This is a genomic window from Leptospira haakeii (assembly GCF_002812045.1).
Lineage (GTDB): Bacteria > Spirochaetota > Leptospiria > Leptospirales > Leptospiraceae > Leptospira_B > Leptospira_B haakeii.
This window is the reverse complement of sequence record NZ_NPEG01000001.1, coordinates 1,130,202-1,142,841: the sequence shown is the minus strand read 5'-3', so window position 1 is coordinate 1,142,841 and position 12,640 is coordinate 1,130,202. Positions and strand designations below refer to the sequence as shown.

15 protein-coding genes are annotated in these 12,640 nt (G+C 38.7%); 3 read left to right on the top strand and 12 right to left on the bottom strand.

The window, feature by feature from the left end:
* Window positions 1-87 precede the first annotated feature (87 nt).
* Both CH377_RS05440 and CH377_RS05435 read left to right on the top strand, forming a co-directional pair.
* On the top strand, window positions 88-2,031 hold the full coding sequence (locus CH377_RS05440) for a PhoX family protein (protein ID WP_100722746.1): 1,944 nt from the start codon (window positions 88-90) through the stop codon (window positions 2,029-2,031).
* 66 nt (window positions 2,032-2,097) lie between these two features.
* Window positions 2,098-2,457, top strand: a complete 360-nt coding sequence (locus tag CH377_RS05435) for an LIC11213 family lipoprotein (protein WP_100722745.1) — start codon at window positions 2,098-2,100, stop codon at window positions 2,455-2,457.
* 7 nt (window positions 2,458-2,464) lie between these two features.
* On the opposite strand, the gene CH377_RS05430 is transcribed toward CH377_RS05435, so the two are convergent.
* The 6 genes from CH377_RS05430 to CH377_RS05405 all read right to left on the bottom strand — a co-directional run bounded on the left by CH377_RS05430 (window position 2,465) and on the right by CH377_RS05405 (window position 7,523).
* Window positions 2,465-3,535 (bottom strand): lipoprotein LipL41, encoded by a 1,071-nt coding sequence (locus CH377_RS05430; RefSeq protein ID WP_100722744.1) that lies wholly within the window; start codon window positions 3,533-3,535, stop codon window positions 2,465-2,467.
* A gap of 28 nt (window positions 3,536-3,563) precedes the next feature.
* Entirely contained in the window at window positions 3,564-4,694 is a 1,131-nt protein-coding gene (locus tag CH377_RS05425) for a metallophosphoesterase (protein ID WP_100722743.1), read from the bottom strand.
* A complete protein-coding gene (locus CH377_RS05420; RefSeq protein WP_100722742.1) occupies window positions 4,691-5,527 on the bottom strand; it encodes a bile acid:sodium symporter in 837 nt (278 codons plus the stop codon). The genes CH377_RS05425 and CH377_RS05420 overlap by 4 nt, the downstream gene beginning before the upstream one ends.
* Before the next feature lie 9 nt (window positions 5,528-5,536).
* Window positions 5,537-6,061: a hypothetical protein gene (locus CH377_RS05415; protein WP_100722741.1), complete on the bottom strand. Its 525-nt coding sequence runs from the start codon at window positions 6,059-6,061 to the stop codon at window positions 5,537-5,539.
* Between the two features lie 8 nt (window positions 6,062-6,069).
* Window positions 6,070-6,816 carry a type I methionyl aminopeptidase gene (gene map / locus CH377_RS05410; RefSeq protein ID WP_100722740.1) on the bottom strand — a complete coding sequence of 249 codons (747 nt, stop codon included), beginning with the start codon at window positions 6,814-6,816 and terminating at the stop codon, window positions 6,070-6,072.
* A gap of 74 nt (window positions 6,817-6,890) precedes the next feature.
* A complete protein-coding gene (locus CH377_RS05405) occupies window positions 6,891-7,523 on the bottom strand; it encodes a low molecular weight phosphatase family protein (RefSeq protein ID WP_100722739.1) in 633 nt (210 codons plus the stop codon).
* 116 nt (window positions 7,524-7,639) lie between these two features.
* Between CH377_RS05405 and CH377_RS05400 the strand changes: the two genes are divergently transcribed.
* On the top strand, window positions 7,640-8,746 hold the full coding sequence (locus CH377_RS05400) for an SDR family NAD(P)-dependent oxidoreductase (RefSeq protein WP_243402062.1): 1,107 nt from the start codon (window positions 7,640-7,642) through the stop codon (window positions 8,744-8,746).
* Window position 8,747: 1 nt separating this feature from the next.
* Here the strand turns inward: CH377_RS05400 and CH377_RS05395 are convergent, their stop codons facing one another.
* The 6 genes from CH377_RS05395 to CH377_RS05370 form a co-directional block, all read right to left on the bottom strand.
* On the bottom strand, window positions 8,748-9,506 hold the full coding sequence (locus CH377_RS05395; protein ID WP_100722738.1) for an amidohydrolase family protein: 759 nt from the start codon (window positions 9,504-9,506) through the stop codon (window positions 8,748-8,750).
* A 79-nt stretch (window positions 9,507-9,585) separates the two neighbouring features.
* Window positions 9,586-10,179 (bottom strand): RDD family protein, encoded by a 594-nt coding sequence (locus tag CH377_RS05390; protein WP_100722737.1) that lies wholly within the window; start codon window positions 10,177-10,179, stop codon window positions 9,586-9,588.
* Between the two features lie 10 nt (window positions 10,180-10,189).
* Complete coding sequence (locus CH377_RS05385; RefSeq protein WP_100722736.1) at window positions 10,190-10,717, bottom strand: hypothetical protein; 528 nt, start codon at window positions 10,715-10,717, stop codon at window positions 10,190-10,192.
* Window positions 10,718-10,855: 138 nt separating this feature from the next.
* Entirely contained in the window at window positions 10,856-11,446 is a 591-nt protein-coding gene (locus CH377_RS05380; protein ID WP_100722735.1) for a glutathione S-transferase family protein, read from the bottom strand.
* 67 nt (window positions 11,447-11,513) lie between these two features.
* The gene (gene bla / locus CH377_RS05375; RefSeq protein WP_100722734.1) at window positions 11,514-12,224 is read right to left on the bottom strand and encodes a subclass B1 metallo-beta-lactamase; all 711 of its coding nucleotides are present in this window, start codon (window positions 12,222-12,224) and stop codon (window positions 11,514-11,516) included.
* A complete protein-coding gene (locus CH377_RS05370) occupies window positions 12,224-12,619 on the bottom strand; it encodes an MORN repeat-containing protein (protein ID WP_100722733.1) in 396 nt (131 codons plus the stop codon). Before CH377_RS05370 ends, bla begins: the two co-directional genes overlap by 1 nt.
* Between the last annotated feature and the right edge of the window lie 21 nt (window positions 12,620-12,640).

Here is a 12,640-nt window from a genome sequence, read left to right as displayed (position 1 = left end):
AGAAACGATTCCGGTTCACATTAACTTTCCATTAGGCGAGAAGTTAGAATTAGAAAATTCCTTCAGCCGAACAGGAGGTTTTCGAAAATGAAAAATTTAATTCACGAAAAGAAAAAATTTTCAAAGATACACCATTCGATTCTTTTAGTTAGTCTTATCCTTCCTATCTTATTTGCGGAAAATTGTGTCGCAGATAAGGGAGAAGGCAACGCAGCGTTGGCGCTTTTAGGAGCAGGAGCAAATTCCTTTCGGGATGTCTCTTTCGAAGAGGCGGACTTTCCGTCCACAGCCGCTCAAAAGTCCACACATCAAGTTTCCGCAACGATTACGGTTAACGATATAGAGCAGTCAATATCCTATGTCAATCTGATCCGCTCTGGAGAAACAAAGGGAACCGGAACCTTCGGCATTCCCATGGACATGACTGGCACCGCTATACCAAACGGAACCGCAATAGGATATACATTTAGGAATGGAGGAACAGGCCAAAACGGCCCGAGTATGTCTTCCGATTTCAGTTCCTTGATCCAAGTAGACGGTTCCATCTTTATGATCACTCATTTCGAAGATGTGGTCGGAAGTATGTATATCAGTAAACTAAGCCAGGATCTGGTGACCGGAACGTTAAGTGTAGATTCGACCAAACATGTGGATATGTCCGGAGTAAAAGGGATCTATATTCCTTGCGCGGGAAGCGTTTCTCCTTGGAACACTCATTTAGGCTCGGAAGAATACGAACCTAATGCTGCTAAAGCAAATTCTGCGACCAATATGAATTATTATCCTGCCTATCTAGGTGCAGAGGCAGCGAATCCTTATCGTTACGGCTGGATCCCGGAAGTTAAGATTCTAAATTCAAACGGGGATACTTCCGTGGCAAAACATTTCGCAATGGGAAGATTCGCTCACGAATTAGCGAAAGTACTACCTGACGAAAGATCAGTATATCTTGCCGATGATGGAGCTAACGTAGGCTTGTTCTTCTTCGTTGCAGACCATAAAAAGGACCTAACTTCAGGAACTCTTTATGCCGCAAAATGGACACAGAAGTCGGCAACTAACGGAGGTTCTGCGGATATCAGCTGGATCAATTTGGGACATTCTACCGACACCGAGATCGTAACAGCTATTAATTCCGGGATCACATTCTCGAATATGTTCGAAGCAGATGGCGCTTTCGACGGTTCTACTCCGGGTTCTTGCACAGTTGCAAGCGGATACAAATATATCGAAGTGGAAGGCAGCGGAAAAGAATGCCTCAAGTTAAAAACAGGTAATTTCACCACTGGCGCAAGCATAGAAATACTCGCATCCAGATTGGAAACCAGAAGATACGCTGCCTTAAAAGGTGCCAGCATAGAATTCAATAAGGAAGAAGGTATAACGTATAATACCAACGCATCCAAACTTTATGTTGCGATGAGCAGCTTGAAAGCGGGAATGATTGATTCTTCCGGAGATATCCAGTTACCTTCAAATCCTTGCGGCGGAGTTTACTCCCTGGATCTAGGCGGCGGAAGACAGGATACATTGGGGGATCATATCGATAGTTCCTTTGTGGCATTCAATATGGCGGGTGAAGTTATGGGACAGGCCGCGTCTGTCTCCGACTTCGGATATTTAGCTTACGGTGCTGATGTAAGTAATACCTGCAAAGCGAGTTCTATTGCAAACCCGGATAACGTAGCATTCATGGAGAACTCAAATATCCTGATCATAGGGGAAGATACAAATACCGGCGAACATCAGAACGATGCAACTTTCGCATATAATGTTAGCACAAAAACCCTGACCCGCATCTGGACAACTCCTTACGGCTCGGAGACCACTTCTCCTTATTTTTATAAGAACTTGAACGGTTGGAGTTATCTCACAGTTGTCACCCAACACCCTTACGGTGAAAACGACATGACCAATTCCAAAAAATCCTGGTCCGCGCATAATGTGGATGAAGGATCTCCTACTATCCCTGCTTACGGGGATAATTTGTACCCTTCTTACGTCGGTTATATCGGCCCATTTAGATATTAAAGACGTATCCTCTTCGACCGGAGAAACATTTGTTTCTCCGGTCTTTTTTTATCCCAGGAGAATCAAATGCCAAATCATATCATAAAAACATTATTTATCTTTTTATCATTCTTTCTATTTTGTTGCTCAAAAGGTCCGGTTTACCAAGGAGAGAAAGCGAAACCATGTGATATACACGCGAAACCTTCTTCCTTTTGCATTTTGGAAGCATACGGTTCCGTTACTCTTTGTTCCAAATGTCATCCAGGAGACGGGCCTTTCGATATTCTAAGTTATAAGGAAGTTCATGCCAGAGTAGTTCCGGGAAGTCCAGAAAGCAGCGTGCTCTATAGATATTTGACCAAAGGAGGAAAGATGCATGCCTTTGGAACCGATCATTTCGAAAAGGCCGCTTATCGTTGGATACAAGACGGAGCCCTACCTTAATCGATCTTTATTTTTCGGTTGCCTCTTCTTCTATCTGAGGAGGCGCCATCAATTCTTTCAACTCCTTCAGATAATCATCTTCAGGACCACCCAAGCGGATTGCCTCATCATAAAATTGGATCGCTTTTTGGTAATCCCCTTCCGAGAAATAATACGTAGCTAAATTCGCTTTAGCTGCCCAGGATTTTCCTTTCGCTTTTTGATCGGCTTTCTCCCAAGAAATTTTAGCTCTCTGGAAATTCGGATTATCTCCGGTGATCTCTTCATACCCTTCTAAAAGAAGCGCTTCTACTTCAGGATTTTCATCTTCTGTAAATATAGAAATATCTTCAGACTCTACTTTAGGAGAAAGCCTTCTTTGTATTTCGGAGATGGATTCATCTAAAGCAGTAGAAAGAGATGGAAGCATACTAGGACAACTAACGTCACCTACCCCATTGTATATGATAGAAGGTTTGCTGAGAGTAGTCTTCATCATTTCTCCGGAATCTACCCGGATTAAATTTGCTTCTATCGGGATATAAACTTTTCGGACACCTGTGGGTTTTACAATCGGATCATTTACTAGAGAAGCAGCTGCTCTACTTAATTGCCTATCTCTATCTTTTCCTGCAGCAGCGACCCTAAGAACCGCCATCCCAAGAGCAAGATAGTCCATTTTTCTTTCCACGTAACATTGGGACTCAGGTTGTTTGACGGAAACGAATAAAATTGCATCCGCATCTAATACTTCTCCGATCCTCTTTCTGTTCTTATGTATTCCTTCCAAAGTAAGATCTTTTCCTTCCTGAACATCAGGTCTGTCTTTCAGGTCCAAAATTTTAAAATATGAATCTTGAGATAAACTTTCATAAATTTTTCCTGGGACCATCAATACGAAGGAACGATTACTTTCATGGGTCCAAATTTCGGAATTCATTGGCTCTAAAGCAAAAGCGACCGTTCTTACACCGTTTAAGAATTGTTTTAAGTCCCTCCCCTCTTTTGTTGGAGGGTACATAGGATATTCTACAGTTACGGACTGACAGGTTATAAAAACAGCCAACAAACAGAATAGAAAGACTAACGTGAGCCGCATATTGGATCGGACCCTTTCTAAGTAAATTTTAGATCCCGTTTTTAACGGTTTCTTTTGCGGAATTTGCAGGTAGAAGCTCCAACAAAATTAAATGTGGTCTCGCACCGAATCGAATTCTGGGAGCCACATGACCTTCTGCCCCTAAACCCCTACTTACTATAATATCAGTATTTTCATAGGCATTCAATCCCCCGGCCGCGATATGTCGAGGAACCCTGGAAAGAGTTAGGATTGGACCGAAAAACGGAACTTGGACTTGTCCGCCATGAGTATGTCCGGCTAGGATCAAATCCACTTTTTCATTCGGTTGATGAAGAACAGAATCTGGATAATGACTGATGAGAATCGAATAAATATCCTCAGGGATCTCCCTTTTCAGGCTCCAAATCAAAGTTTTATTTCTATAATCAGGTAAACCTAATCCAATCAAGCCGATCTTATTTCCTCCGATCTGGATTACCTTTGATTTACGATCCCAAAGAACTGATCCAGTCTTAGAAGAAAAATCAGTATAACGTAAAATGTGATCCACATCACCAGTAACAAAAAAGAATCCATTCTTATATTTAAATTCTTTCAGATAAGAAGTAACGATCGGATAGAGAGATACATGATTCATCACGTCCCCGGTAAACAAGATCAGATCCGGCTGAAAACGATTCGCTTCATCTCTAACTTTTAAATGTAGGTTCCTAATATCATCTGTTTGCAGATCAGAGATGTGTACAATTTTTATAGGAGAAACAATCTTATCAGACCGGATTTGGATATGTTCGACATCCAGATGATTCGGTTCCCAAACTTCGGAATAGAATTTAATACAAACTAAGAAGAGAGAAATAAATAAGAAAATAATTCTTTTAGAAAACGCAAAATGAAGAAAACCAAGCAGAGGGAAGGCGATCGTCAAAATTGTCCAAGCAACCCTAACTCGGATAAAAGAACTTACATCCAAAAAGAAAGGAATAGTGGACGCAAGGATCAGATAGATCAGGGATAGGATTAGAATTCTTTTATAAAAGGAAAGATCCCATTCTTTTGTGAAGATAAACTTTCTCTTATTTCCCAAGAATACAAAAAGAAATAGAGTAAAAGTAATAATTACTAAAACATCTATTATAAAATTAGATTTAGAATACGCATTCAAATAAAAATTCATGTTTGGATCTTCTTCTTTCCATTCCAAAATTCTGCAGCTATCGCACTAATTAAATACATCACTGTTCCATACATAAGAACAGTAAGTAATGTTTCGCTTTGTTTGAGATGAAGTTCCGCAAGAAGAAGTGCCAATGACAAACTTCTGATCCCAGAAACCATGGATAAGGAGGCTCTAATATCTTGTGTCGAATTAAATAAAAAGATCCCAGGAAGAAGTGAAAGTCCTACCGCTACCGCAGCACCAATCCAAGCAATCCAGCCTAGACTCAACGCATATTCTCCGTATTGAAAGATCAAAAGTAAGATAGATAATACCAAACAAAATGTACTAAATTTCTCTACCCAAGGAGCGATAGGGTCGAAAAATTTAGGGAAGAAGTATTTGCTTAATAAGCCAAGAAGCAAAGGTAAACCTTGTAAAAATGTTCCGATCAAAAAAAGTTTTAGGAAAAGATCGAAGTTAAAGCCAGAACCACCTTGGTAGATAGAAAATATCAAAGGAGTAAGAACTGTATTCGCACCATTCAATAACGCAATCAACATTCCGCCTAATGCAGGATTTCCTTTTGCCCTTAATACAAACAATCCCCCAGACGCTCCTCCCGGAGAAGCAGCACAAAGAAAAATTGCTGCAAACGCAAGTTCAGATACTCCTAAAAGATTTTCTGCAAAAAATACAGATAAAGGAAGTATCCCAAAATTCCAAAAGAATGCGAACACTAGGATTGGAACAAATTTGGACCAGGAACCCAGTTCCTTTTTTTCGATCCTCAATCCCAAACCATACATAGAGGAAAGGGAAAGAAGAATAAGTACGATCCGTATTAACATTTTCTAATTTTAAGAAAGATTTTTCTTAAGGAAACTTCTCTCTTTGATTGTTTGAGAAATAAAACTAGCAATGGCAAAGAAAAATGCAAATCCAAGGAAAAAGTAAGGCGCAATCGAAACTTGCTCTTTCGGGATATTATTCTGCACCAACATTCCATAAAATGCCACTACAAATAATGCAGCAGGCACAGTGAGCACAGAACCTAAATTAATAAATAATTTGTATTGAACAGATCCATTCCCCGTCTTCTTGGCATAACCAAAAGACCATAACCAGTTTCTATGTTTCGCCAATTGAGAAGCGTTTTGGAAAAGAAGTTTATCTCCTTCTTTCTGAACGGCATATCCTGCTTTTTCAAATTGAGCAGACGCTGAGTTAATATCAGATCTCAATTCTCCAGATAAAATAGCAGGGAAGAAGGAGCCAAAATATCTTATAGAAAAAGTTTCCTTTTGTTTCCTATCCCATAGGGCAATAGTAAATACCAGAACGAATATCAGAATAGGAAGTATGTTTAAAATTATAGTGATCATTTTTGTTTTTATGCCGCTGTTAAAATAATCGGTCCATTTTCAGTAACGATTACTGAATGCTCGAACTGAGCAGTAAAAGAACCATCAGGAGTTTTTAGAGTCCATCCATCTGATTGTTCTATGAAGTCTTCTGCTCCAGTTGAAACAAAAGTTTCCACCGCAATGACCTGTCCCGATTTTAAAATTCGTTTATCTCTAGGTTCGTAATAATTACAAATATCGAATGGTTCTTCATGGAGAGATTTTCCTACCCCATGTCCGCATAGGGTACGAATCACTTTATATCCGTTCTTCTTAGCCGTATTCTCAATCGTTCTTCCGATTGAATTCAGTTTTTCTCCAGTCTTTACACCTGAAAGAGCAAGCTTTAATGCTTCGGAAGAAACGTCTAAAAGTCTGCTTAAACCTTTTTCATCCTTTCCAACAATCAGAGTAAAACCGGTATCTGCAAAATATCCATTTAGTTCCAAGGACACATCTAGATTCAGAAGGTCCCCTTCTTTCAAGATACGGTCGCTTGGAATTCCATGAGCGATCTCAGTGTTTAAACTAATACACGTATAACCTGGAAATTTATACATGAGCTGAGGAGCGCTTCTCGCCCCAAACTTAGAAAAATAAGAATACGCAATACGATCCAATTCTTTGGTGCTAATTCCTGGTTTAGCAGCTTCTCTCATCTTGATCAAGGTCTCTGCAGTGATCTTGCCAATCCTTTGTAATGCTTCCAGATCTTCCTTATTACGAACCGTCATAAATATTAATTCTACAGAAAGAAATTAGGTGGCAAACGATAAATGTAGGAATTCCAACAAGAATAGAAAGAATCTCAAAGTTTCTGTTTTACTTCCCGGAAAGTGTAAAGAAGTTCCGAAGCGATTTGATCGCAGGTTTGCAAATATTTCTCCAAAGGATTTTCGGAATCGTCTGCTGATTTAGGATCTTCGAAAGGAAGTGAGATCCTTGCTTCTGCTCCTGGAACGTAGGGACAGGACTCATCCGCTTGAGAACATACTAAAACCGCAATGAATTCAGATGCTGGATTCGAAACATCTTGGAATTTTTTAGAATATGCGATCAAAGGAGGAGTTCCATCTGCCCACCAAATTGAATATTTAGGATTGCGAGGAGGTCCCTGGTTCTCAATACGAAATCCACAATTCTCTAAAGCCTTCTCCGCATTTGGATGTAACTCAGTGATACTTGTTCCGCCTGAAAAAGATTTAACTCCAGGAAAATCAAAATAGTGAGGAATACATGCTGCGAATGCCTGAGCGATCTGGCTCCTTCTCGAATTATGAGTGCATATAAAAACTAAATTCGCTTTTTGTTTGGTCTCGAAAAATTGTAGAATAAAATCCGCTAAAGAGGAAAGAACCGCCTTTCTTTCCTTAGAAATCTTATCGATCAAAGAAAGTTTAGTATCCAAATATGTTTTTAAAGGTTGGAATAAAGGAGACATCCCGGGAATATTAAATTCCTTTTTCCAAGGAGCAAGCTAGATTTTTCAGGTTTTGAAAGGCTTTGACAGATTTCAAATCATCATGGATCTATTGCGAAATCGAAAAGGGACTCACAATGCGGCTAAAAGAGAAAAAAATAGATTTAGAAATGAATGTTCGAAAGGCAAGCGAACTACACAAATATATTAGCCAAAAAATTAAAGAACATAGAACTCTTTATTCCAAGAACACTTATCAAAGAGATTTGCGGATTCTAGATAAAATGGAACATGGGTTTCTATATAAAGACGTTAGTTCTTTAATATGGCTGCGAGATGAATCGAAGGGCATTGCAGATACTTTGGGCTCTCCTATTGAAGAACCGAATTTCTTAAATAAGATTTATGATTTGTTAACCATACTCAACCAGATTTTAGTAGAAATCAGAAAGACAGTTTTAGTCACCGGAGGATCTTCCGGAATAGGAAAAGAACTTTCTATTTTATTATATAAACAAGGGTATCAAGTACTAGTAGTCAGCATTTCCAAAGAAGAATTAAAACTTCTCCATACGGAATGCAAAAAAATAGATCCTTCAGGAAAATTAGAAACCTTAGAAGTAGATCTCACTCAATCCGAAAGTATTCCTAAAATTTTAAAATGGGTCTCCAAACTAAATTTGGACATAGATGTCCTAGTCAATAATGCAGGATTCGGGCTGTGGGGAAAATCCTGGGAACTTTCACCGGAAAAAGTAGATTCGATGCTTCTACTAAATATGAACGCAGTTACCAGACTTTCTAATGAATTTTCAAAAAGAATGATAGAACGTAAGAACGGTTTTATATTAAACGTTGCATCTACTGCTTCTTTGCAGCCTCTTTCTTATATGGCAGCTTATGCAGCCAGTAAAGCTTATGTAGTTAGTTTTTCAGAAGCATTAGCAGCAGAACTTGCTCCTTATGGAGTCAAACTTGGAATTTTATATCCAGGAACTACCAAAACAAATTTTCTTTCAGTCGCGGGAATCCATAAGGAAAGCAAAAAAGGAGGTTTAGGAAATCTTGCCTATTCTATCGCAATGGATCCGAAAGATGTGGCTAAGGTCGCATTCAAAACAATCCAAAACGAAACTAAAAGATCAATTCCTGGAGTTATGAATAAGGCACATTATTATTCTACGAAAATATTTCCTTCTTGGATCGTTAAAAGGATAGCAGATCGGGTCTTTAAAAAGGAATAAATTATACTTTTACGTTTACTCCATAAAATTCCATAGCATTCGAATATAATACTTTTTGCAATAACTCACCTTCGAGTGTATCAGTAACTAAATGGAGATCCTCTTCAGTAAAAGGAGCGGGAGAACGTGTAGAAGGAAGATCCGTCCCGAACATCAGCGCATCCGGATTAATTTCAGCAATATCCACCAAAGCAGATCGTATATCCATATTGGTTCTGCCGAACCCGGTCGCTTTCACTCTTACTCCTTTTTCTACTAATCTCAGAATGGTAGAAAATCCTTCTTTAGACAATCCCAAATGATCAATCGATACTTTAGGCAGGGATAACAGCACTTCTTCTAAAAATTCGTCTATCTCTTTTGCATCTATATATAATTCGATATGCCAACCTGCGAGATCATAAACTCTGGCTCCCATTTCCTTAATCTTAGAAATTTCCTCAGAGCCTCCCCTTCTAACGTTAAATCGAATAGCTCTCACCCCTGCTTTATGAAGGGATAAAATTTCGGAATCCTTGGTATTTGCGGGAAGTTGGGTTACACCTACATAATTTTTTCCTAATACGGAAAGTGTATCCAACAAATATGTCTGATCAAAGGCTTGAAAAGAACCGGAAACAACAGCCCCCCCTTTGATCCTAAGCCAATCCGCCTGCTTATTATAGTCTGAAACCGTAAACGGCTCCGGCAAAAAGCCGTGATTGGGCACCAAAGGAAATCTTGGATCTATGATATGAAAATGAGAGTCGAAGATCCGCATGCTTGTAGTATAACATTTACGGAATATGAGTCAAGAGATTGTAGATAGGAAATTTATTTCCCGAAAAGCTCCAAGAACCTTATTCTGCTTTAAAACGAAGCACTCTGGTCCCTGCAAAAAGATCGTGTAATGCGGTCCTTTTGTGAGAAAAGAGGATATAAAGCACCGAAATCCCATAGTATATTATCGAATCCCAAAAGGTAAAATTATCCAAAGGATTCCATTTATTTAAGATTCTATAAACACCAGCCAAAGGTAAACCTTCCATTTCCGCTTGGTGTTCCATAAATATCCTGGAATCATATACTGCACTCATGATAGTGACTAAAGACAAAGCGAGCTCCGGTAGGGTCCTAATAAAAGACCTGATCCATCCTAAACGCCCTTTACAAGAATCGGTAACAATTATCCCTGCAAACGCCTTTCCAATGGTTCTGCCGTATAATGCATGCATAACGAATCTATATCCGATATAAAGTAAGGAATGTAAAGCAGTGTAGAAGGGAAATAGCTCATAGACCATCTTATTATGATGATAAAAAACCATAACTTGAGGGACCAAAACAGGACATAGGATCAAAAAATCCAAAAATTGAGCATAAACTCTTCTGCTTAAACTTGCGTATGCCAAATGTTTTTCTTCAGTATTAATTTTTTCGAATATACTCTTCATTAGTAAGCAATTATAGGATATTTCTAAAATGAAAAACGAACCATCTGAGTTCTTTGCCGCCCTCGCAGAGATAGAATCCGTCTTTATGAGCTACAACACGGGGGTTCTCGGAAATTTCCGCCCAAAAACCTTTAGGACAAGGCTCCCACCAATCGGGCCTACAATTTCCTTGATCAAAATTTTTAGGCCAGTCACTCGGATAAGAATCGAATCTGAGATCCAAACCGGGATGGTTTTTAAATCCTTCCAGAATTGATTTCCTCAACTCGGAACCTTCTACCTTATATTTTGAAAAAACTACCCAAGATTCTTTAAACCCACAACGTTTGATAAAGTAATCAGATACACCGTTCGGAATGCCGAGGATCCCCAACTTCTCCGCCTGTGCTCTTGTTAGGCCCTTAAATTCAAAACGATCCGTAAAGACTGGATCAACTGAGCTATTTCGGAAAAAAGAAAATAGAGAAATCCCCAAAACGATAAGAATAGCAGCGATGCTATACGTTAGTAAGATCTTGGAAGTTAAATATTTCGCCATTTTTTCGCCGGGATCGGATCGGCCGAATCTTAACGGTAGAATATGGAAACCAAAAGTGAGGAATCAAGGAGAATTTAGAAAAGCGCACATGCACCTTTGCTCCAATCCGGAAATGTATTTCTTCTGATATACACTCTCTTAGTATATCGGAACAAAATCCGGGATCTCTCTTATCCTTTCTACCCAGGAACTCAAGTTTGGAAAACCAGAAAGTGGGAAATGACCTTCTTCCGCCACATGTGTATATGCGAAGAGAGAGATATCAGAAATACTCGGCCTTTGGGAGCCGAAGAATTTATTTGCGGAAAGATGATCATTCATGATCCTGAGAGCATCCAGTCCCTTGGCATGATTACCTTGAATTTTAGGATCATCCTTTTTATTCTGGAATTGAATTAACCAACGATTCACAGCAATATAAGGCTCATGGCTATATTGTTCAAAGAACATCCATTGTAATATCCTTGATTGAATTAAAAGATCATTCGGAAAGAATTCAGTGTCCTTTGCTAAGAAGTATAAGATTGCATTTGATTCAGAAAGGAATTCTCCAGAGTCCAATTCCAAAAGAGGAACTTTCCCAACAGGATTTTTAAGAAGAAATTCCTGAGTTTTAGTTTCACCTTTTCTGGTATCGGTCTCGATCCATTCATAAGGAATTTTCAATAGATGTAATAATAATTTGATTTTATAACAATTCCCAGAAACGGAAGTACCGTAAACTTTCATGTTTGGTTGCCTATCATTTAAGATCTAACGAACTTAAACGTTAAGCGAAGATTCGCAATGAAAAAAATTATTTAGAAGTTTCCAATAATTCCAGGGTACGTTTCAAACTTTCTTTTCCACCCCAAGACTGATGACCAGGGACTAAGACAGAAATTTCTGGAAATGACTTTTCTAATTTATGAATTGTTTTAGGCCATTCTTTAAGATCAGCGTCTTTAGTGTTACCTATCTCATTTGCTTCTGCACTTTTAACCAAACAACCACCGAATAAAATTTTAGATCCTGGAAGCCAAACGACTATATTATCCTTAGAATGGCCTTCACCCAGGAAAAAAGTCTCAATTTTAGTTTTACCGAATACCAAAATGTCCTTATCTTTTAATGACTTTTCAGGTAGAGAATTACCTTCTGCTTTCAAGATAGAGATCGTTCTTTTACCTGCATAAGAAGAAACATTCATCTTTTTTAATATTTTGATCCCACCGGCTCTATCTTCATGAAAATGAGTGATAATAACCGCAATCACAGGTTTTTTCAAATTTGCAGAAATCCAATCCAAAAGCTGAGAAGTTTGTTCCTCTCCCCAAGCAGTATCCACAAGAACTATCCCTTCTTCCGTTTCAATCACGAGTCCATTAGAAGGGAAATACCCTTCTTTTAGAAGTTTATAAGAAGTGTGAACATAGACATTTTTCTCAATCTCAGTAATCTGGAGTTTACCTTCTTCTCCATAAACGGAAACAGAAAATAAAATTAATAAAAAACTAATATATTTCATTATAAATTTTTAGCCAAAACCTGAGTATCGTCCTTCCATTGGCCTTCAAAAATAAGATTCCCATCAGAATCCATTAATTTGCCAAAACCATTCCGCTTATTCAATTTCCATTCACCTTCATAAACAGTTCCGTCGGCGTATTTATAAATCCCGCTGCCTTCCTTATTCCCTCGATCCCAGTCACCATCGTAAGATTCCACATCTCCTAACACAAGTTTACCCTTGCCATGAGCTAAACCATTTTGGAAACTGCCTTCATAACGATAAGATCCGGACAGAACTTTAGTCCCAATGCCGTTCTTACAATCGCCGGAAACACAACTTGGAGAAAAAAAGTAATACGCGAAAAATAAGACAATAGGGATAAAAAGGATAGGATAAAAGTTTTTGTTCATGACTCTCGAAAGCTGATAAGA

Bases quoted from the DNA above. Each gene is read 5' to 3' on its own strand.
- CH377_RS05435 (WP_100722745.1), top strand. From the start codon at position 2,098: ATGCCAAATCATATCATAAAAACATTATTTATCTTTTTATCATTCTTT.
- CH377_RS05390 (WP_100722737.1), bottom strand. From the start codon at position 10,179: ATGAAGAGTATATTCGAAAAAATTAATACTGAAGAAAAACATTTGGCA.
- CH377_RS05405 (WP_100722739.1), bottom strand. From the start codon at position 7,523: ATGTCTCCTTTATTCCAACCTTTAAAAACATATTTGGATACTAAACTT.
- CH377_RS05380 (WP_100722735.1), bottom strand. From the start codon at position 11,446: ATGAAAGTTTACGGTACTTCCGTTTCTGGGAATTGTTATAAAATCAAA.
- CH377_RS05425 (WP_100722743.1), bottom strand. From the start codon at position 4,694: ATGAATTTTTATTTGAATGCGTATTCTAAATCTAATTTTATAATAGAT.
- CH377_RS05430 (WP_100722744.1), bottom strand. From the start codon at position 3,535: ATGCGGCTCACGTTAGTCTTTCTATTCTGTTTGTTGGCTGTTTTTATA.
- CH377_RS05370 (WP_100722733.1), bottom strand. From the start codon at position 12,619: ATGAACAAAAACTTTTATCCTATCCTTTTTATCCCTATTGTCTTATTT.
- CH377_RS05400 (WP_243402062.1), top strand. From the start codon at position 7,640: ATGCGGCTAAAAGAGAAAAAAATAGATTTAGAAATGAATGTTCGAAAG.
- CH377_RS05420 (WP_100722742.1), bottom strand. From the start codon at position 5,527: ATGTTAATACGGATCGTACTTATTCTTCTTTCCCTTTCCTCTATGTAT.
- CH377_RS05440 (WP_100722746.1), top strand. From the start codon at position 88: ATGAAAAATTTAATTCACGAAAAGAAAAAATTTTCAAAGATACACCAT.
- bla (WP_100722734.1), bottom strand. From the start codon at position 12,224: ATGAAATATATTAGTTTTTTATTAATTTTATTTTCTGTTTCCGTTTAT.
- CH377_RS05385 (WP_100722736.1), bottom strand. From the start codon at position 10,717: ATGGCGAAATATTTAACTTCCAAGATCTTACTAACGTATAGCATCGCT.
- CH377_RS05415 (WP_100722741.1), bottom strand. From the start codon at position 6,061: ATGATCACTATAATTTTAAACATACTTCCTATTCTGATATTCGTTCTG.
- map (WP_100722740.1), bottom strand. From the start codon at position 6,816: ATGACGGTTCGTAATAAGGAAGATCTGGAAGCATTACAAAGGATTGGC.
- CH377_RS05395 (WP_100722738.1), bottom strand. From the start codon at position 9,506: ATGCGGATCTTCGACTCTCATTTTCATATCATAGATCCAAGATTTCCT.